The sequence below is a fragment of the Antarctobacter aquimaris genome (genome assembly GCF_900184945.1).
In the GTDB taxonomy this organism is placed as follows: Bacteria; Pseudomonadota; Alphaproteobacteria; order Rhodobacterales; family Rhodobacteraceae; genus Maliponia; species Maliponia aquimaris.
On record NZ_FXYF01000004.1, the window covers coordinates 1 to 17984 of the forward strand.

Annotated in this window: 18 protein-coding genes and 1 pseudogene; 4 read left to right on the plus strand and 15 right to left on the minus strand. The window is 66.0% G+C overall.

Annotated features, from left to right (window positions below; translation table 11 throughout):
- Window positions 1-165 precede the first annotated feature (165 nt).
- From MAA8898_RS07880 to MAA8898_RS07895, 5 genes and pseudogenes are all read right to left on the minus strand, one after another.
- Window positions 166-354: pseudogene (locus MAA8898_RS07880) on the minus strand (CoA-transferase); the annotation flags it as partial.
- Entirely contained in the window at window positions 351-1211 is an 861-nt protein-coding gene (locus MAA8898_RS07885; protein WP_094020461.1) for a 3-oxoadipate:acetyl-CoA acetyltransferase, read from the minus strand. The pseudogene MAA8898_RS07880 and the gene MAA8898_RS07885, both read right to left, overlap by 4 nt.
- Window positions 1212-1271: 60 nt before the next feature.
- Window positions 1272-1409, minus strand: a complete 138-nt coding sequence (locus MAA8898_RS26190) for a hypothetical protein (protein ID WP_176445099.1) — start codon at window positions 1407-1409, stop codon at window positions 1272-1274.
- A 33-nt stretch (window positions 1410-1442) separates the two neighbouring features.
- On the minus strand, window positions 1443-2300 hold the full coding sequence (locus tag MAA8898_RS07890; protein ID WP_094020462.1) for an alpha/beta fold hydrolase: 858 nt from the start codon (window positions 2298-2300) through the stop codon (window positions 1443-1445).
- Window positions 2297-2698, minus strand: coding sequence for a hypothetical protein (locus MAA8898_RS07895; protein WP_094020463.1), 402 nt, complete (start codon window positions 2696-2698; stop codon window positions 2297-2299). Before MAA8898_RS07895 ends, MAA8898_RS07890 begins: the two co-directional genes overlap by 4 nt.
- Before the next feature lie 265 nt (window positions 2699-2963).
- Between MAA8898_RS07895 and MAA8898_RS07900 the strand changes: the two genes are divergently transcribed.
- Window positions 2964-3839 carry a dioxygenase family protein gene (locus MAA8898_RS07900; RefSeq protein WP_094020464.1) on the plus strand — a complete coding sequence of 292 codons (876 nt, stop codon included), beginning with the start codon at window positions 2964-2966 and terminating at the stop codon, window positions 3837-3839.
- Between the two features lie 98 nt (window positions 3840-3937).
- A complete protein-coding gene (locus MAA8898_RS07905; protein ID WP_094020465.1) occupies window positions 3938-4837 on the plus strand; it encodes a LysR family transcriptional regulator in 900 nt (299 codons plus the stop codon).
- A 126-nt stretch (window positions 4838-4963) separates the two neighbouring features.
- Here the strand turns inward: MAA8898_RS07905 and MAA8898_RS07910 are convergent, their stop codons facing one another.
- The 10 genes from MAA8898_RS07910 to MAA8898_RS07955 all read right to left on the minus strand — a co-directional run bounded on the left by MAA8898_RS07910 (window position 4964) and on the right by MAA8898_RS07955 (window position 14565).
- Complete coding sequence (locus MAA8898_RS07910) at window positions 4964-5662, minus strand: ABC transporter ATP-binding protein (RefSeq protein WP_094020466.1); 699 nt, start codon at window positions 5660-5662, stop codon at window positions 4964-4966.
- The gene (locus MAA8898_RS07915) at window positions 5655-6398 is read right to left on the minus strand and encodes an ABC transporter ATP-binding protein (protein ID WP_094020467.1); all 744 of its coding nucleotides are present in this window, start codon (window positions 6396-6398) and stop codon (window positions 5655-5657) included. Before MAA8898_RS07915 ends, MAA8898_RS07910 begins: the two co-directional genes overlap by 8 nt.
- A complete protein-coding gene (locus tag MAA8898_RS07920; RefSeq protein WP_094020468.1) occupies window positions 6391-7395 on the minus strand; it encodes a branched-chain amino acid ABC transporter permease in 1005 nt (334 codons plus the stop codon). Before MAA8898_RS07920 ends, MAA8898_RS07915 begins: the two co-directional genes overlap by 8 nt.
- A 4-nt stretch (window positions 7396-7399) precedes the next feature.
- Window positions 7400-8269 carry a branched-chain amino acid ABC transporter permease gene (locus tag MAA8898_RS07925; RefSeq protein ID WP_094020469.1) on the minus strand — a complete coding sequence of 290 codons (870 nt, stop codon included), beginning with the start codon at window positions 8267-8269 and terminating at the stop codon, window positions 7400-7402.
- A 56-nt stretch (window positions 8270-8325) separates the two neighbouring features.
- The gene (locus MAA8898_RS07930; protein ID WP_094020470.1) at window positions 8326-9498 is read right to left on the minus strand and encodes an ABC transporter substrate-binding protein; all 1173 of its coding nucleotides are present in this window, start codon (window positions 9496-9498) and stop codon (window positions 8326-8328) included.
- A gap of 45 nt (window positions 9499-9543) precedes the next feature.
- Window positions 9544-10323 (minus strand): benzoate diol dehydrogenase BenD, encoded by a 780-nt coding sequence (gene benD, locus MAA8898_RS07935; RefSeq protein ID WP_094020471.1) that lies wholly within the window; start codon window positions 10321-10323, stop codon window positions 9544-9546.
- A complete protein-coding gene (benC, locus tag MAA8898_RS07940; RefSeq protein ID WP_094020472.1) occupies window positions 10320-11342 on the minus strand; it encodes a benzoate 1,2-dioxygenase electron transfer component BenC in 1023 nt (340 codons plus the stop codon). Before benC ends, benD begins: the two co-directional genes overlap by 4 nt.
- Window positions 11343-11416: 74 nt before the next feature.
- Window positions 11417-11944 carry a benzoate 1,2-dioxygenase small subunit gene (benB, locus tag MAA8898_RS07945; RefSeq protein WP_094020859.1) on the minus strand — a complete coding sequence of 176 codons (528 nt, stop codon included), beginning with the start codon at window positions 11942-11944 and terminating at the stop codon, window positions 11417-11419.
- Between the two features lie 12 nt (window positions 11945-11956).
- Complete coding sequence (gene benA / locus MAA8898_RS07950) at window positions 11957-13345, minus strand: benzoate 1,2-dioxygenase large subunit (RefSeq protein WP_094020473.1); 1389 nt, start codon at window positions 13343-13345, stop codon at window positions 11957-11959.
- A 71-nt stretch (window positions 13346-13416) separates the two neighbouring features.
- The gene (locus MAA8898_RS07955; protein WP_281252852.1) at window positions 13417-14565 is read right to left on the minus strand and encodes a muconate cycloisomerase family protein; all 1149 of its coding nucleotides are present in this window, start codon (window positions 14563-14565) and stop codon (window positions 13417-13419) included.
- Window positions 14566-15315: 750 nt separating this feature from the next.
- On the opposite strand from MAA8898_RS07955, the gene MAA8898_RS07960 reads away from it, so the two are divergent.
- On the plus strand, window positions 15316-16674 hold the full coding sequence (locus MAA8898_RS07960) for a glycosyltransferase family 2 protein (protein WP_094020475.1): 1359 nt from the start codon (window positions 15316-15318) through the stop codon (window positions 16672-16674).
- A gap of 61 nt (window positions 16675-16735) precedes the next feature.
- On the plus strand, window positions 16736-17953 hold the full coding sequence (locus MAA8898_RS07965) for an FAD-dependent oxidoreductase (RefSeq protein WP_176445100.1): 1218 nt from the start codon (window positions 16736-16738) through the stop codon (window positions 17951-17953).
- The last annotated feature ends 31 nt before the right edge of the window (window positions 17954-17984 follow it).

The window sequence follows — 17984 nt, forward strand, 5'->3', positions numbered from 1 at the left end:
GGTGCGTGAGGCCGGCGCTCGGCATGTCGTGCCTGGCCGGTGTTCGCACCATCGGGCCGAACCGCGGATCAAAGCGATATCGGCCCCCGGTTATCCGATGGACGCGCCGCCCGGCGCGGCGCGTTATCGGATAACGGCGGGGGCGCCCCCTTTTTTTTTGCTGCTGCCCTGGCCGAACCCGTCGACGCCGGCGTTGTTGGACGCCACGGTCAGGTTCTTGACACCGCTGGCCACGATCGCGTCGATCAGCAGTTCCGGAATGCCGCAGAGACCGAAGCCCCCCGCGGCGATCAACATCCCGTCGTGCAGGACGCCATCAAGCGCCTCCGCCGCCGAGCCGTAGACCCTTTTCAAGCTGCTTGTCCTTCCCTGGTGTCACCGGGCAGGCGCAGGCCGAGAATGCGGCGCGCCTCCTGCCAGGTCGCCACGGGGCGCTCATTCCGGTCGCAGATGTCCACGGCCCGGCGCACCAGCGCGGCGTTCGAGGGCGCCAGCGTGGCGCTGTCCAGCCGCACATTGTCTTCCAGCCCGGTGCGGGCATGACCGCCCGCGGCGATGGCCCATTCGTTCAGTTTCAGCTGGTTGGCACCGATGCCCGCGGCACACCAGGGCGCGTCGGGGCCGAACAGGCGGCGCACGGTGTGGATGTAGTAGTCGAACACATCCCGGTCGACCGGCATGGCGTTCTTCACCCCCATCACGAACTGGATGTAGGGTGTGCCGGCAAGCTGACCCTTGTCCGCCATGTCCCGGGCTTTCAGGATATGGCTCAGGTCGAAGGCCTCGATTTCCGGCTTGACGTCATACGTCAACATCTCGCTGGCCAGCCAATCGACCAGGTCGGGCGGGTTCTCGTAGACGCGGGTCGGAAAGTTGTTCGACCCGACCGACAACGACGCCATGTCGGGCCTGAGCGACAGCATCCCGCCGCGCGTCTGGCCGGCGCCCGACCGGCCGCCGGTCGAGAACTGGATGATCATGCCGGGGCAGTGCGTCTCGATCCCCTCCTTCAGGGCGGCGAATTTATCCGGGTCCGAGGAAGGCGTCTGATCGTCGTTGCGCACATGGGCATGGACGATGGTGGCCCCGGCCTCGAATGCCTCCTGGGTCGACTCGACCTGTTCCGAAACGGTGATCGGCACGGCGGGGTTGTTGGCTTTCGTGGGCAGGCTGCCGGTGATCGCCACGCAGAGGATGCAGGGTTTGGTCATGATCGGTTTTCCGTGTTGGACATTCCGGGGGTCTGCCAGGGTGCCTGGATCTGTCGGTGGTCAGGACTGCGCATCCGCGAAGGCCGGCAGCTTGCGCGCGCCGTCGACGGCCTCGCGCTCTTCATCGGTGAAGAACATCCAGGCGGCATCGGCCTTCTTGTGCTTCTTGCATCCCGGGCATGGGGTGTCGGCGTTCATGCACATGGATCTTCCTCCGGTGGGGGTGATCGGTCAGGCGGCTTCGACGGCCGGCGTCGGCATCCGTTCCAGCGCCTCGACAAAGAACGGGCGAAAGCCCTCGGGGTGTTCGCTCATCGGGAAATGGCCGAGCTCATCCATGACGGCCAGGGTGGCGCCGGGGATTGCCTTGGCCGTGCGTGCCGCGTCCTCGGGCGTGCAGGTCAGGTCATAGGCGCCGACGAGGATGTGCACCGGCGTCCGCGCGGTGTCTATCGTGGGCAGGCGCGGGATCAGGCTGTCATCCCGGGTGTAAAAGCTGAGATCGCCGCGGAACACGCCCGGGCCGCTCTGCATGAACATCCACAGGGTATTCCAGCGCTCGACCTCGGGCGCATATGGCGAGATGTTGGCCGACACCAGCGCCGCGCCCATCTCGCCGCCATGGGCATCGGGACGGTGGAACCAGTCGATGTCGTACCAGGCGGGCTGGAAATCCGAGGCCTCGATGGCGATGAAGCCGCTGAACCTGTCGGCGTGCAGCGCCGCCAGTTGCAGGGCGATGCGCCCGCCCATCGAACAGCCGGCCAGCACGGGGCGATCGAGACCCAGCCCGTCGATCACCGCCAGGACGGTTTCGATGTAGGCCTCGGTCGTCAGCAGGTATTCCTGCGTCTCGAAACCTTCGGGCGGCAGCGACTTGCCGTGCCACGGCATGTCGAAGGCGATCAGGCGGTGATCGGCGGTGATCCCGGCATCGTTCATCAGGTGGCGCCACTGGCGCGTGTCCGCGCCTGCGGTGTGCAGGCAGAGAACCGGACGCCCCTGCCCCGCCTCCTCGAAATAGATGCGGCGCGGCGCGCCCTGGATCGTGACAGTCAGATACCGTCCGGTGATCGGTTCGATGCTCATGCTGCAAGCTCCTCTTTCGCGCGGGCCAGCGTCAGCACATCCTTGAAGAAGCGCAGGTTCTTGACGAGGCTCAGGATGTCGCCGTCGATCCGGCCACGGCCGATCTTGACCAGGCCGAAAATGTCGTGAAAGCCCGGTTCGGGACGGGCCTGCCAGAACTTGTCCAGCGCCTCGGCATCCGTGCGCAGGGCAAAGCGCCAGGGGGTCTTGCGGCTGGGACCTTCGGCGACCGAGACGATGCGCCCCTTCTCGAAGGTCAGGTAATATTCGGCGCCGTCGACGTCGATCAGCACCGTTTCCGAAAACAACCGACCGAGCCGCGGCAGGTGCGGCGTCGCCTCAAGGCGTGTCTGGATCTGTTTGAAGGTATCGAGCACCTTTGCCTCCCTGTGCGTCATCTGGCAGGGACTGGGTGCCACGGGCGCGGGTCTTCAGGCCATGCCGGGCAGGGTATGGGTCAATACCCTTTGCCGGTGCGCCATCCAGACAAGCCGCAGGGACCGAGCGCCGCCGCGTTGGACCATGCCCGGACTCTCCCCGGTATCACCTGATACCGCGGCAGGCATTGGGGAACGGGGTCGTTTCGGCGAAGTCTAGGACACAACGAGGGGCGGTTAGGCGTCTCGTGACCGGACATCAGACTGCCAGGAGGAGGAATTACCCATGGGCATCGTCAATCAAGAGAACATCTCCGACGTCGTGATCGACAGTCTCGGCAAGAACGGCGTGATCACCGACCGTCAGCGCGAGATCATGACCTCGCTGATCAAGCACATGCACGGCTTCATCAAGGACGTGAAACTGCAGCACAGCGAGTTCCTCGAGGCCTGCAACTACCTCGTGCGCGCCGGCAAGCTCAGCAACGACAACCGCCAGGAATTCATCCTGCTGGCCGACATCATCGGCGTCGAGGTGCTGGTCGACATGATGACCAACCCGGTCGAAGGCACCGCCAGCGAATCCACCGTGCTGGGCCCGTTCTACCGCGAGAACCCGCCGGTGCTGCCCAAGGGCGGCTCGACCATCCAGAAGCATTTCGACAACGAGGAAACCGCGTATTTCGAAGGCTACATCCGCGACGAGACCGGCAAGGGCATCGCCGGTGTCACGCTGGATGTCTGGGAAGACGCGCCGAACGGCATCTACGAGAACCTCGACCCCGACCAGCCGGAATACAACCTGCGCGGCCGCTTCGAGACCGACGAGAACGGCCACTATGCCTTTGTCGCCGTGCGCCCCGTGCCCTACCCGATCCCCGAGGACGAGACCGCAGGCGAGCTGCTGCGCTTCATGGGCCACCACCCGAACCGCCCCGGCCACATGCACTTCATCATCTCCAAGGACGGCTACCGCCCGCTGATCAGCCAGATCTACGACGCCGACAGCAAGTGGCTGGAAGACGACAGCGTGTTCGCGGTCAAGGAAAGCCTGATCGGCAAGTTCAAGCCCGCACCCAAGGAGCTGGGCACCGACCTGCACTTCGAGTTCGATTTCGTGCTGAAGACCGCGGCCGATGCGAAAGCCGTCGCCGCCGAGTGATCCCCCGAAACCTCCCTGTAAACTGGCCCCCGCATCGACGGGGGCCTTTTTTCGTGCGGGGCAATCGCCTAACGTCACTCCGTGGGGGAGAGCCGTGAATGAACTTCAGACAGCTGACCTATTTCATCGCGGTTGCCGAGGAGCTGCACTTCGGGCGCGCCGCCGAACGCCTGGACATGGCGCAACCCCCGCTCAGCCGGCAGATCAAGCAGCTCGAAGAGGAACTGGGCGCGATCCTGTTCAATCGCGGCCGCAGCGCGATCACTCTGACACAGGCCGGTGAGCGGCTGCTCACACGCGGCAAGACGATCCTTGCCCAGCTCGAGGACACCAAGCTCGAAGTGCGCCGGTTGGGTCAGGGCGCAGAGGGGCGCCTGCGGATCGGCTTTGTCGGGTCGGCGACCTTCGGCATCCTGCCGAACATCATCAGGTCCTACCGGGCGAATTACCCCGAAGTGAACCTCAGCCTTGTGCCCATGAACAATGCCGAATTGTACCGGGCGCTCGTCTCGCGTGAGCTCGACGTCGCCTTCGCCCGTCCGGCGCTGAAGGACCCCGAATTCCTGACGAAACACCTGATGGAAGAGAAACTGATCCTCGCCCTGCCCGATATCGTCGATACGGAGGCCCGGACCGTCGCAAAACTCGAACGTCTCGAAACCCACAACCTGATCCTGTATCCGGAACGGCCCCGGCCGAGCTATGCGGACATGGTGCTGAACGCGGTCGAGGCTGCCGGGTTCACGGCGCCGCTGCGGCTCTGGTGCATGGATCTGCAAACCGCCCTGAGCCTGGTCGCGGTTGGCGAAGGGGTGTGCATCGTCCCGGAGTCCGTCGCCAATGCCCCCCGCAAGGGGATGAAGTTCCTCAACATCGAACCCGAGATCGCGCGCACCGAGCTGTCGGTGAATTACCGCCTCGACGACCAGGGCGTACACGTGAAGAACTTTGTCGCGATGGCGCAGAAGGTCGCGCGGAAAAGCCCGATCAAGAAGTGAGGCCAAAGCTGCCAGCGCCAACAGGACCCTGGCGCTGACAGCTTGATGCGACGGCCCCGCGGCAGGCGGGCCGGTGCGTTCCTTCCATCTGCGGGCTCGGAAACGCCTTGCCCGCAGATAGTTTGCTCAGACGCCCAGCCAGGTATGCTGCGCCTCGTGGTCAGCCTTGATCGCGTCGGCGCTGCCGGTCCAGACCACCTGCCCCTTGCCGACCACCACCACGTCGTCCGCCAGCGAGGTGGCAAAGCCGAAGTTCTGTTCGACGAGGATCATCGACAGCCCCTCGGCCTTCAATTCCTGCAACTTGTCGTGGATCAGCTTGACGATGATCGGGGCGAGACCCTCGGTCGGCTCATCCAGGATCAGCAGGCGCGGGTTCATCAGCAGCGCGCGGGCGATGGCCAGCATCTGCTGTTCGCCGCCCGACAGCTGCGTGCCGCCATTCTCCAGCCGCTCGCCCAGGCGCGGGAACAGGTCCAGCACCCGCTCCATCGTCCAGTCCGCGCCGCCGCCGCCAAACCGCTTGGCCGCGATCTCCAGGTTCTCGCGCACCGTCAGCGACGGGAAGATGTCGCGCGTCTCGGGCACGTAGGCGATGCCGCTCCTGGCGATGTCGAACGGCCGCGCCGCGATCGGCTTGCCGTCAAAGGCGATCTCGCCGGATTTCAGCGGCAGAAGACCCATGATCGTCTTCAGCGTGGTGGATTTGCCCGCGCCGTTGCGGCCGAGGATGGCCAGCACGCGGCCCTGTTTCGCCTCCAGCGTGAGACCGTAGAGGACCTGCGTCTCGCCGTAGCCGGACTGGATCGCACTCAGTTCAAGCATCTTCCCAGCTCCCCAGATAAATTTCCTTCAGCAGTTTCGATCCGCGCGCCTCTTCGGGCAGGCCGTCGAACACCACCTCGCCGTAGTTCAGCACGGTGATCGTGTCGGCCACGTCAAAGGCCAGGTCCATGTCATGCTCGATGATCAGCAGGGTCAGGTCGCGCGGCAGGTTGTTGAGCAGGTCGTGGAACCCCTTGGCCATCTCGGGCCCGACGCCGCTGGTGGGTTCGTCCATCAGCAGCACCAGCGGGCGGGTGGCCAGCGCGACGCCGACCTCCAGTTGCCGCCGCACGCCATAGCTGATCTCCGACACCTTGGCGTGCAGAAAGGGCATCAGGTTGACCTGTTCGGCCACCTCGGCCACGATCTCGCGCACCTCGGGCTTGGCCAGACTGTCGGACCACAGCCGCGTGGCATGGCCGGTATGCACCGCCGCCGCGAGGCCAAGGTTTTCCTCCACCGTCAGCCCGTCGAACAGCGTGTTCTTCTGGTAGCTGCGCGACAGGCCGCGCCGGGCACGCCTGGCCACCGGCAGCGCGGTCACGTCCTCGCCCGCCAGGTGGACCGACCCGCTGTTCGGCGTCAGTTCTCCCACCAGCAGGTTGAACAGCGTGGTCTTGCCCGCCCCGTTCGGCCCCAGGATCACCCGGCGTTCGCCGCGTTCCAGCTTCAGCGACACGTTGCAGGTGACGTGAACGGCGCCAAAACTCTTGTCCAGATTGCGTGTCTCAAGCATCTTTCACCACCTCCAAGGGCTGCTGCTTGCGTGTGGCGTCGGCCACGCGGCGGTCTATCCGGGCACCCCAGCGGGCCTCGACCCAGCCGAAGATGCCATTGGCGCGGCTCATCACGACGGCGATCAGGATCACGCCGACGACGAGGTGCCAGTAGGTCGTCACCGCGCCGAGTTCATGCTTCAGCACGACAAAGGCGGCGGCGCCGACCAGCGGGCCGACCAGCGTGCCCAACCCGCCCAGGATGACCACCACGAGGGCCTCTCCGGAGACGGTCCAGCCGAGCAGGCCCGGCGAGATGTACATGATGTGCTGCGCCGCCAGCGCGCCCGCCAGGCCCGCGATCATGCCGGACAGACCGAAGACGTCCGCCTTGACCCGCCAGACTGTCAGCCCCAGCGCGCGCATCCGCTGTTCGTTGTGCATGACACCCGACAGCGACCGGCCAAGGCCCGAACGCAGGATCAGCACCGCGGCGCCATAGACCGCCCCCAGCATCGCCAGGCAGAACAGCGCGAAGGTGCGGCTGTCGTTCAGGTCGAGACCGATCAGGGACAGGTCCAGCCGCTCGATCCCGCTCAGCCCGTCGTCACCGCCAAAGATCGGCGCCTCGAAGACCCAGGAATAGGCCATCTGGCCAAAGGCCAGCGTCGCCATGATGAAATAGATGCCGTGACTGCGCGCGCAGACCGCGCCAATGGCCCAGCCCGCGGCCCCGGTCAGGGCCACCGCCCCGGCCATGGCAACCGGCGGCGCGATGCCCGCCTGGGTGGACAGCAGCGCGTAGGCATAGGCGCCCACGCCCATCAGCGCGCCGTGGCAAAGCGAAACCATCCCGCCGAAACCGGCGACGATGTCGAGCGCCAGCACGAGGATGGCAAGGATCAGGATCTCGGTCAGGATCTCCAGCCCGAAGTACTCGGCGGTGAAGGCCTGGACCAGCGCGCCGGCGGCCAGCAGGACCAGGACGGCATAGCGCAGGGGAGTGTGTCGGAACATCGGTTTATCCTTTCGCCGGGAACAGGCCGACCGGCTTGATCACGAGGACCGCGGCCAGCAGGGCGTAGATGAGGACAGAGGCAAGCTGCGGCGCGAGCACCGCACCGAAGGTCTGCACGAAACCGTAGATCAGCGATCCGGCGATCGCGCCCTTGAGCGACCCCAGCCCGCCGATCACGATCACGATCAGCGTCGGGATCAGGATTTGCAGACCCATGTCGGGCGTGACGCTCAGCAGCGGTGCGGCGACCGCGCCCGCCAGTCCCGCCAACGCGCAGCCGACGCAGAACACGACAAAGAACAACCGTTCGACATTGATGCCCAGGCAGGCGGCCATGGCGTCGTTGTCGACCCCGGCGCGGATCATCGCGCCGATCTGGGTGCGGCCCAGCACAAAGGCCAGCGCGGCGAAGATGGCCAGTCCCAGCGCGATGATGAACAGCCGGTAGGTCGGATATTCGACGCCGAGAAAGCTCAGCCGGCCGTCCAGCAGCGCGGGCACCTCGATGGCCAGCGCGATGTCGCCCCAGAAGATGCGGGTGAGATCCAGCGCCAGGAAGATCAGCCCGAAGGTGACCAGCACCTGCGCCATCGGCCCGGATTTGCGCATCCGCTTGATGAGGCCGGAATAGAGCAGGATGCCCACCCCGGCGACCGCCACGGGCGCCAGGAAGAAGCCCATCCAGAAGCCGCCCACCGCCGCCAGCGAGGCCGCGAAATAGGCCCCCAGCGCGTAGAGCGACCCATGCGCGAGATTGACGAAATGCATCAGCCCGAAGATGACCGTCAGGCCGATGGAAAGCAGAAACAGAAGCATCGAAAGTTGCAGGGCGTTGAGCGCCTGAAGCGTCCAGAAGCCGAGATCATGTGCCATTGCCGGGTCCTCCTCCGGGTCATGGTCCGGCCGTCGGGGACGGCCGGACCGGGGTGTCAGTTGGAAACCGGGGCCATCTGGCAGCCGTTGACCGGATCGGCCTCGGCGGGCAGCTGGGCCAGGACCTTCTGGGTCAGGCCGTTCTCGCCGGCGACGGTCTCGTAGACGTAGATCGGCTGCACCACGTTGTTGGTGGCCGGGTCGATCGAGGTCTTGCCGCGCGGGCCGTCAAAGCTGACCTGGCGCAGCGCGCGGGCCAGTGCCTCGCGATCCGCGGCCCCGGTCTTGGTGGCCTCGACCAAGGCGCGGGCGGCGTCGTAGCCCTGCACCGCGAATTCCGACGGCACGCGGCCGGTGGCGGCGGTGAAGGCCTCGGCAAAGGTCTTGTTCTCGGCGTTGTCGATGGTCGGCACGTAGTGCAGCGCGGTGATCACGCCCTCGGCGGCCGGGCCTTCGGCGTTGACATACAGCGGCGAGGTCAGGAAGCCCGAGCCGTAGAGCGGCAGCTCGGCCTTCAGGCCAAAGCTGTCGTACTGCTTGACGAAGGAAATCGCCTCGCCCCCGGCGTAGAAGACATAGACCGCCTCGGCGCCGCTGGCCTTGGCCTGCGCCAGGTAGGGACCGAAATCCTGGGTCTTCTGGAAGGGGGTGAACTCCTGGCCGACGATCTCGCCGCCCGCAGCGGTATAGCTGGCGGCAAAGGCGTCGATCATCTGGCGGCCGGCGGCATAGTCGGGCGCCAGGGTGTAGACCTTCTTGATGCCCTGCGCGGCCATCCAGGCACCCATCGGGCGGTTCACCTGCCCGTTGGAAAACGACATGCGCGTGATGTAGGGCGAGCAGTCCGCGCCGGTCGCCTCGTCGTTGCCGGCATTGGCGACGATCAGCGGCACGCCCGCGCCGTCGATCATGTCGCGCACCGCGCCCAGCACGCCCGAGGACACGATGCCCGCGACGACATCGACCTTGTCCTGAAGGATCAGCTTCTTGGCCTTGCCCAGGGCGACCGGCGGCTTGACCTCGGTGTCCTCGCGGAGGATCTCGAAGGTGGCCGTGGTCTCGGCGCCGAAGGTCTTGAGCCCCAGTTCAAAGCCCGCGTCGATGTCGTTGCCGAGCGCGGCGTAGACGCCCGAGTAGGGCAGCAGCAGGCCGACCTTCAGGCTTTCGGCAGCGGCAGGCATGGCAAGGGTGGTGGCGAGCCCGAGGGCCGCCAGGAATGCGCGTTTCATGTTGGATTTCCTCCAGTTAAGGTATTTGGCGGCCCTCCTCCGGGCCTAGCCGAGATCGCCCCCGCCCACCGGCACCGTGACGCCGGTGAGGTAGGAGGCTTCATCCGACGCCAGGAACAGGATCGGGCCTGCCTGCTCGTCGAGGGTTCCGTAGCGTTTCATCAGCGAGGACTGGATCGTCTGGTCGACGATGGTCTTGTACCAGTCCTCGCGCTGTTCCTGCTCCGCGTTGGGGTTGCGCGGCACGACGCGCGGCGGCGCTTCGGTCCCGCCCGGCGCGGTGGCGACGACGCGGATGCCCCGCTCGGCCACTTCCCAGGCAAGGCTGGCGGTGAGCGCGTTCACCCCGCCCTTGGCCGCCGCATAGGGCACGCGGTTCAGCCCGCGCGTGGCGATGGACGAGACGTTGACGATCACGCCGCTTTCACGCGGCAGCATGTGGTCGATGGCCGCGCGGCAGCAGTAGAGCGTGGGAAACAGCGACCGCCGGACCTCGGCGTCGATCTGTTTCGGCTCGTAGAACTCGTAAGGCTTGGCCCAGATCGTGCCGCCGACGTTGTTGACCAGGATGTCGATCCGGCCCCAGAGGTCCACGGCCCTTTGCATGGCCTTTTCGCAGCCGGACCAGGTCTCGAGGTTGACCGAGATCGCCTGCGCCTCGCCGCCCGCCGCGCGGATCGCCTTGACCACCTCGGAACGGGCGGGAGAACGGTCGACGATCAGCACCTTGGCGCCCTCGGACGCGGCGCGTTCCGCGACGCGGCGGCCGATGCCCTGCGCCGCGCCGGTCACGACCATGACCTTGTTCTCGAAACGGGGGGTCATGCGGCTTCCTTCCCCGCCTCGGTCGGGTTGAACTTCTCGAAGTAGAAGTTGGCCGGCTCCACCCCCAGCTTGCCGAAATGGGCACGCACGGCATCGACCATCGGCGGCGGGCCGCAGAGGTAGACGTCGCAGTCGCCTCCCGCCAGGTCATCGGCGGCCAGGTGGTCGGTGACAAAGCCCTTGCGTTCATGCGCATCGTCGTCGGCAGCAAGGATCGTGATGACGGTCACATTGCCGATCCTGTCGGCAAGCCGCTGCACGCGCTCCAGCTCCACCAGGTCGGCGGCGCGGGTGACGGCGTAGTAGAGCGTGATCGGGTGATCGCTGCCGGTCTCCGCCACCTGCTCCAGCATCGACAGGAACGGGGCCAGCCCGGTGCCGCCCGCCAGCCAGAGCTGCGCGCGTTCGACGGGCCGCAGGTAGAAGGCGCCCATGGGGCCGGTCACGGTGACGGCATCGCCGGGCTGGGCGCGCTCACCCAGGTAGCTGCTCATGACGCCGCCGGGCAGGTTGCGGATGAGAAAGGTCGCCTCGTCCGCGCCGGGGGCGGAGGAGAAGGAATAGGAGCGGTGCTTGCCGGTGCCCGGAACCGTGACGTTGACGTACTGACCGGGCAGAAAGCCGATCGGCTTGGCCAGTTTCACCCGCAGGCCAAAGGAGGTGGCGGACAGCAGGTCGACGCCAAGGACCTCGCCTTCGACCGCCTCCGGCGCGGTCTTGCAGATGGCGGACGAGGCCGGCACCCGCAGCACGCAGTCGCTTTCGGGGATCATCTGGCAGGTCAGGACGTAGCCCTGTTCGGCCTCCTCGTCGGACATGGATTCGTCCATGTAGAATTCCAGCTCGTACTCGCCCTTTTCGGCAAAGCACTTGCAGGTGCCGCAGACGCCGTCGCGGCAGTCCATCGGCAGGTTGATCTTCTGGCGAAAGGCGGCGTCGGTCACCTTTTCGTCGTCGTCGCACTGGATGACGCGGGTCACGCCATCCTCGAAGTTCAGGGCGATGTTGTAGGTCGTCATGGCATGCTCCTCCCTTTGCCGCGCACCCGTTGCCTGGGTGCGCGGAGGTTCCTGTCCGGTCCGCGAAGACGGGGTTAGATGTGGTAGACGTCGATCACGTGGTGGATGTGGTCGTTCTTCAGGACGACCTTCTTGTCCGCGATCAGTGGGCGGGCGCCGCTGGTGTCGATCGTGTAGAACGACGTGCCCCAGTGCTGATCCGTCCTGGAATAGCGATAGCTCAGCGTCTGCCAGTTGAAGCGCAGCTTGATCTGCGATCCTTCGCGGCTCAGCACCTCGATCCCCGAAAGGTAATGGTTGGTGCGCGGCTCCGGCAGCGAGGTGGCCGAGGACCGGTCGGTCTTGATCCGGAACACGCGGTCCTCGATGCCCTGCTTGTTGGGGTAGTACATCAGCGACATCTCGTTGGCCGGATCCTCGGTCAACATGTCCTCGTCGTCCCAGGCGGGCATCCAGAACGGGCAGTCCTTGTGGTAGAAGGCCAGCCAGCTGTCCCAGTCGCGGTCATCCAGCGCGCGGGCCTCGGCAAAGAGAAAGGCCTGGATGTCCTCGTAGGTCAGGGTCCTGGCGGTCGCGGGGTGGTCAAGCGTTGTGGTGGTCATGGTCATTTCTCCTCACTCTGCGGCCACGGATGCGCCCGGCGCGGTTGCGCGTTCCTTGGCGATGGCGTCGGCCATGCGCTGCGACCAGTTGCTGTGCTGGATGACGAACAGGCCTTCGTCCTCGGTGCGGGCGCCGGACAGGATCGGGGCGATGCCCAGGGCCTTGGCGTCCTCGTCGGGGCCCTGGATCCACTGGGTGGCGCCGCGGGTCAGGTCGTTCCATTTCGCATGGGCCGCGCCGGCATAGCCGCGCTGGGTGGCGCGGAATTCCTCGGTGTCGTCCGGCGTCGCCATGCCCGAGGCGTTGAAGAAATCCTCGTACTGGCGGATGCGGCGGGTGCGCGCCTCCTGGCTCTCGCCCTTGGGCGCGATGCAGTAGATCGTCACCTCGGTCTGGTCGACGCTCACGGGCCGGAACACGCGGATCTGGCTGCTGAACTGATCCATCAGAAAGACGTTGGGATACAGGCACAGGTTGCGCAGCACGCCGACCATCCAGTCGGCCTTGGTCTTGCCGTGCTTTTCGGTCCACTCGTCCTTGCGCGGGTAGTTCGGGCGGTTGGTCGGGTCGGCCCATTCGGTCCACAGCAGGATGTGGCCGTTCTCGTAGGCGTGGAAGCCGCCGCGCTGCTTGGCCCACTTGCTGGCGTCGGTCGCCTTGATGTTGTCTTCCTTGCCGTCGTCGGTGCGGTGCGCGGTGGTGGCGACGTAGTTCCAGTGCACCGCCGAGACGTGGTAGCCGTCGGCGCCGTTCTCGGCCTGAAGCTTCCAGTTGCCGTCATAGGTGTAGGTGGACGATCCGCGCAGCACCTCCAGCCCCTCGTCGGCCTGGTCGACGATCATGTCGATCATCTTGCGCGCCTCGCCCAGGTAGTCCTCCAGCGGCTTCACGTCGGCGTTGAGCGAGCCGAACAGGAAACCGCGGTAGTTCTCGAACCGGGCAACCTTGGTCAGGTCATGGCTGCCGTCCTTGTTGAACTGCTCGGGGTAGCCCGCGCCCTTGGGGTCCTTGACCTTCAGGAGCTTGCCGGTGTTGGAGAAGGTCCAGCCGTGGAACGGGCAGGTAAAGGTCTTCTGGTTGCGGCGCTTGAAGCGGCACAGCTGCGCGCCGCGGTGCGAACAGGCGTTGACCAGCGCGTGCAGCTCGCCGTCCTTGTCGCGGGTGATGACGACGGGCGTGCGGCCCATGGTCAGGGTGAAATAGTCGCCCGGGTTCGGGATCTGGCTTTCATGCGCCATGTAGATCCAGTTGCCCTCGAAGATGTGCTTGATTTCCAGCTCGAACAGCTCCTCGTCGGCAAAGATGTCCCGGCGGCAGCGGAACACGCCGTTCTCCGGGTCGTCCTGGATCGCGCCGTCGAGCCGCGCTTCGAATGCGTCGAGGTTGGATTGGGTGAACATGGATGGTCCTCCTCCTGGCGGCCGTGTCGCGCCTTGCTGCGCTGTGGCCGGGTTTGATGGGATGTCGCCGGTTATGCGCCGGCGACGGTTTTCCTGGTCCGACCGCCATCGCGGCGGAAGAAATCGATCTTGTCGGGGTCGAGCGTCGCGCCGATGCCGGGGCCGGTGGGGATCTCGACGCAGAAATCGCGGTAGACGATCGGGTTCGCGAGAATGTCTTCGGTCAGCAGCAGCGGGCCAAAGAACTCGGTCCCCCAATGCAGCGTCTCGACCGTGGCAAACAGTTGCAGCGCGGCGGCGGTGCCGAGGCCGGTTTCCAGCATGGTGCCGCCATACAGGCCCAGCCCCGCGGCCTGGCCGATGGCCACCACCTCGGCGGCGCGCTTCAGCCCGCCCGATTGCGCGACCTTGACGGCAAAGACGTCGGCGGCCCGCGCGTTCGCCACTTCCAGCGCGTCCTCGGGGCCGTTCAGCGCCTCGTCGGCCATGACGGCGATCTCGTAGCCCTGCGCCAGTTCGGCCATCGCGCGGCGAGAGCGCGCCGGCACCGGCTGTTCGACCAGTTCGCAGCCGACCTCCTGCAACCCCTTCAGGCCCCAGCGTGCCTCCTGCAGCGACCAGGCGGTGTTGATGTCCACGCGCACGCTGGCGGTGTCGCCGACCGCCTGCTTGATCCGGGCGACATGGGCCACGTCCTCGCGGACCGTCCGCTTGCCGATCTTCAGCTTGAAGACGTTGTGGCGGCGGGTCTCGATCATTTCCCGGGCTTCGGCGATGTCCGTCTCGGAGTTGCCCGAGGCCAGCGTCCAGGCCACCGGCAGCCGGTCATGGACCGCGCCGCCGAACAGCTGCGCCACCGGGACGCCCAGGCGCTTGCCCAGCCCGTCCCACAGCGCGATTTCCACGGCGGTCCTGGCGATGCGGTTGCCCTTGACCAGCCGGTCGACCAGCTGAAGCGCGCCGTTCACGTCGTCGCCGTCGCGGCCCAGCAGCACCGGGGCGATGTAGGTGTCGATCGCCGAACGGATGCTTTCGGGGCTTTCCGCGCCGTAGCTGAGGCCACCGATGGTCGTGCCCTCGCCGATGCCCTCGGACCCGTCGGAGAAGGTGACCCTGACCAGAACGGCGGTCTGCACCCGCATCGTGGCCATCGACAGCACGTGGCCGCGAATGGTCGGGATGTCGAGGATCATCGTCTCGATCTGGTCAATCTTGGTCACGGGGCTCACCACATTCTCAGGGTCGGTTTCGATGCAGAGTGCCCGCTGGACGTGGAGTCTGTCGATGATGGGACGGGTCTCGGGTGATACCCTGGGCAGGCATGGGGGCGGTTGGACAAAAGCGGCGATGACCGTCGGAGATGCCAACGGCGGCGCAAAAACCTGCCCCCGGGGTGGAGCAACGGTCGGTCAGCTTGGGCTGGCTGCCCTGGACATCGTCAGTTCCTCCCTGTGCTTCCTGCGTACGACCGGAAACCGCGGGAACGCGACAGATAGAGATGAGGGAAGTTATCCAGGTCTGTCCTGAGTTGTTTTCTTCCTTGGACTCAGATGCCTGACTGACACACTTTTCCGAACCGCTTCCGTTGTTGGCCGCGGAAAAACCTCGTCTACAAAGGAGAAGACCGCCCCTCGCTCCCTTCAAGGCAGCCGTTCCATGTTGGACGCGCCGGACGACCGACGTCATCTCGCATGACCGGACGTGTCGTGGGCCACGATGCCGTCATCTTTGCCCGGGTCAGCGTCAATGAACCTGTCGCCAATACCGGCGACCCTGGGATCGGCGTGATCCGGCATCGCCGGTGACACCCCCGGGCGCGGAAAACGCTAATGACCCCTGCGAAGGCGCCGGGCGTCCTGTCGCCGCGCCAAAGCGGCCCGGCCGACCCGGATGCCTCGCCCCTTTCCGTCCGGCCGTAGCTTCCCTACAAGGCGCTTGAAAAACGACAGAATGAACCGACCCTTGCAGCCATGCCAAACGCACCCACAGTTTCAGTCATCATCTCGGCGTACAACCGGCCCAAGGTCATCCCCTATGCCATTCAGAGCGTCCTGAACTCGGATTACGACGATTGGGAAATGATCGTCGTCGGCGATGGCTGCAACGCCGCGACAGAGGACGCGATCAGGGCGTTTCCGGACAAACGGATCCGGTTTCACAACCTGCCGGAAAACACCGGGCACCAATCGGCGCCGCACAACGCCGGGGTCGACATGGCGCGCGGCAAGTACGTGTTCTTCCTCAACCAGGACGACATGTATTTCCCCCACCACATCGCCGCCCGCGTCGCCTTCATGGAGGAAACCGGGGCGGATATCTCGTGGTCGCCGATCCTGTTGCTGCAACAGTCGGGCAGCGACAGTGGCCCGGTGGACCCGGGGGCGGACAAGCTGATCCTCGATGGCGCCGTTGCGGACGGAAAATTCGATCCCCGGACCTTTGTCATCTCGTCCTGCTGGGCGGTGCGCCGGGACATTTGCCACAAGGTCGGGCCGTGGCTGCCGATCGAACAGACGCGGCTCTCGCCCTCTCAGGAATGGCTGCATCGGGCGCACGCGCAGGGGCGCAGCATGGCCTTTCACCGGCACGTCTCGGTGCTGTGCATCCACTCCGGCGTGCGGCGCTATTCCTACGTGATCCCCGAAAGCCCGGAACACGCGCGGGCCTGGGCGTGGATCTGCGACGGCCCGCAGGCGCGGATCGACCTGCTGAACTGTGCCGCGATCCACATGGCGGGCGACCTGTTCGAAACCCAGAACGCGCTCAAGGAACACCGGCGCCCCCTGTTGGCGATGGCCCAGAGGGTCGGGCGGAGTTTCGGCCTGCACCCGGACGCGGTGCAACGGTTCTTCGACGGGTTGAAAGCGGGCGGCTGGGTCGACAACCATACCCGGTTCACCAAGTCCGCCCCTCCGGTGCTTGCCCCCGATCAGACGGTACACTTCGGGGCCGGCGACGCCGACACCCTGGTCGGCCCCGGCTGGCACAAGGGCGAGCCGAGCGGCCGCTGGTCCTCGCAGGAACGCGCCGATATCGTCTTTCGCACGACCCAGGACAACCTGACGCTCGAACTGTCCGGCCACTCTCTGCGGCGGGACGACCGGATCGGCTTTCTGGTCAACGGCAAGCCGGTCCTGACCGCCGCCTTTCAGGACGCGACACAGCCCCTGTCCGTTCCCATCGCCGAGGCCGGCCTGTGCGTGCTCACGATTGTCGTCAGGAACCCGACCAGCCCGCATGCGCTTGGCCGCGGAGACGACAGCCGTGTGCTTGGCCTCCACCTGTCCAAGGTCAAGTTGGTGGTTCCGCCGCCTGCGGCATTGGACTAGGTTCCCGCGATCTGCGCCAGAAATCAGGTGCGACGCAGGGAAACGGATCGAGGGGTGCCGAATGACAGTTGCGGTCTTGGGGGGTGGTTTGCAGGGCTGTTGCCTTGCCCTGGCGCTGGCCGAACGGGGGCAGCGGGTGGCCCTGTTCGACAAGAACGCCAGCCTCATCAGTCGCGCCGGTGCGGCCAATGAGGGCAAGATCCACCTCGGCTACATGTACGCCAATGACCCGAGCCTGCGCACAGCCGCGATGATGGCGCGTGGCGCGCTTGCCTTCGATCCTTTCATGCGCCGGTTTCTCGGCAGCGGCTCCCCCGCCTTTGCGACCTCGTCCCCGGCCGCCTATGTCGTTCACCGCGACTCCCAGCGCCCGGCCGGTGAGGTTGCCGAGTACCTGCAAGCGGCGCACGACAGGATCGTCGAAACGGTCAATGGCGGAACCGCGCAGTATTTCGGCCAGGATGTCATGGCCCGGCCGCGCAGCTGGACGCGCGCGGAACGGGAAAACGAATTCGATGGCACGGTGGCGGTGGCCGCCTTCGAAACCTGCGAAGTGGCCGTGAACCCGACGGCACTGGCCCGGGAACTGGGGGACTGCGTGCTCGCCCATCCCAATATCGACGTTCACCTGAATTGCGAAATCCGGCTGGCCGAACCCGAAGGCAGTTCCATCGCCGTGACGGGCCAATGCGCGGGCGAAGAATTCCGCCGCCTTTTCGATCATGCGGTGAATGCCCTGTGGGATGGCCGGCTGGCGCTTGACCGCAGCTTTGGCCTGTCACCGGGACGGCCCTGGCTGCACCGGTTGAAATACGGTGTCAGCCTCGACCTGCCCAAGGGCGCCCCCCTTCCCAAGAGCGCGACCTTCATATCGGGCCCGTTCGGCGAGGTCGTCACCTACCCGGATGGCCAGATCTACCTGACCTGGTATCCGACCTGCCTGCGCGCGATGACCTCGGCCGTCACCCCGCCCGACTGGCCCAACCGCTGCGAAGGGGCCTTGCGCGACGAAATCCTGTCCGGAACCCTGTCACAGATGTCGGCCTTCATCCCGGCGCTGCGTGGCCTCGACCCCCGGGACCTGCCCGGGGCGATCGTCAAGGGCGGCGCGATCGTGGCCGTCGGCGAAACCGACATCTACGATCCGCAGAGCGAACTGCACAACCGCTACGAAATCGGCATCACGAGTGCGGGCCGCTACCATTCCATCGACCCGGGCAAGCTGACCATGGCCCCGTTTTTCGCGGACACGTTTGCGCGCACCCTGCTGGACAGCTGATATCGGGCAGGCGCGGGCCCTGTTTTCCGCC

Excerpts from the sequence above, each read along its gene's own strand:
- MAA8898_RS07915 (WP_094020467.1), bottom strand. The coding sequence starts at position 6,398 with ATGCTTGAGACACGCAATCTGGACAAGAGTTTTGGCGCCGTTCACGTC.
- benA (WP_094020473.1), bottom strand. The coding sequence starts at position 13,345 with ATGTTCACCCAATCCAACCTCGACGCATTCGAAGCGCGGCTCGACGGC.
- MAA8898_RS07885 (WP_094020461.1), bottom strand. The coding sequence starts at position 1,211 with ATGACCAAACCCTGCATCCTCTGCGTGGCGATCACCGGCAGCCTGCCC.
- MAA8898_RS07900 (WP_094020464.1), top strand. The coding sequence starts at position 2,964 with ATGGGCATCGTCAATCAAGAGAACATCTCCGACGTCGTGATCGACAGT.
- MAA8898_RS07895 (WP_094020463.1), bottom strand. The coding sequence starts at position 2,698 with ATGACGCACAGGGAGGCAAAGGTGCTCGATACCTTCAAACAGATCCAG.
- benD (WP_094020471.1), bottom strand. The coding sequence starts at position 10,323 with ATGACCCCCCGTTTCGAGAACAAGGTCATGGTCGTGACCGGCGCGGCG.
- MAA8898_RS07905 (WP_094020465.1), top strand. The coding sequence starts at position 3,938 with ATGAACTTCAGACAGCTGACCTATTTCATCGCGGTTGCCGAGGAGCTG.
- MAA8898_RS07920 (WP_094020468.1), bottom strand. The coding sequence starts at position 7,395 with ATGTTCCGACACACTCCCCTGCGCTATGCCGTCCTGGTCCTGCTGGCC.
- benC (WP_094020472.1), bottom strand. The coding sequence starts at position 11,342 with ATGACGACCTACAACATCGCCCTGAACTTCGAGGATGGCGTGACCCGC.
- MAA8898_RS07960 (WP_094020475.1), top strand. The coding sequence starts at position 15,316 with ATGCCAAACGCACCCACAGTTTCAGTCATCATCTCGGCGTACAACCGG.
- MAA8898_RS26190 (WP_176445099.1), bottom strand. The coding sequence starts at position 1,409 with ATGAACGCCGACACCCCATGCCCGGGATGCAAGAAGCACAAGAAGGCC.
- MAA8898_RS07965 (WP_176445100.1), top strand. The coding sequence starts at position 16,736 with ATGACAGTTGCGGTCTTGGGGGGTGGTTTGCAGGGCTGTTGCCTTGCC.
- MAA8898_RS07925 (WP_094020469.1), bottom strand. The coding sequence starts at position 8,269 with ATGGCACATGATCTCGGCTTCTGGACGCTTCAGGCGCTCAACGCCCTG.
- MAA8898_RS07910 (WP_094020466.1), bottom strand. The coding sequence starts at position 5,662 with ATGCTTGAACTGAGTGCGATCCAGTCCGGCTACGGCGAGACGCAGGTC.
- MAA8898_RS07930 (WP_094020470.1), bottom strand. The coding sequence starts at position 9,498 with ATGAAACGCGCATTCCTGGCGGCCCTCGGGCTCGCCACCACCCTTGCC.
- MAA8898_RS07890 (WP_094020462.1), bottom strand. The coding sequence starts at position 2,300 with ATGAGCATCGAACCGATCACCGGACGGTATCTGACTGTCACGATCCAG.
- benB (WP_094020859.1), bottom strand. The coding sequence starts at position 11,944 with ATGACCACCACAACGCTTGACCACCCCGCGACCGCCAGGACCCTGACC.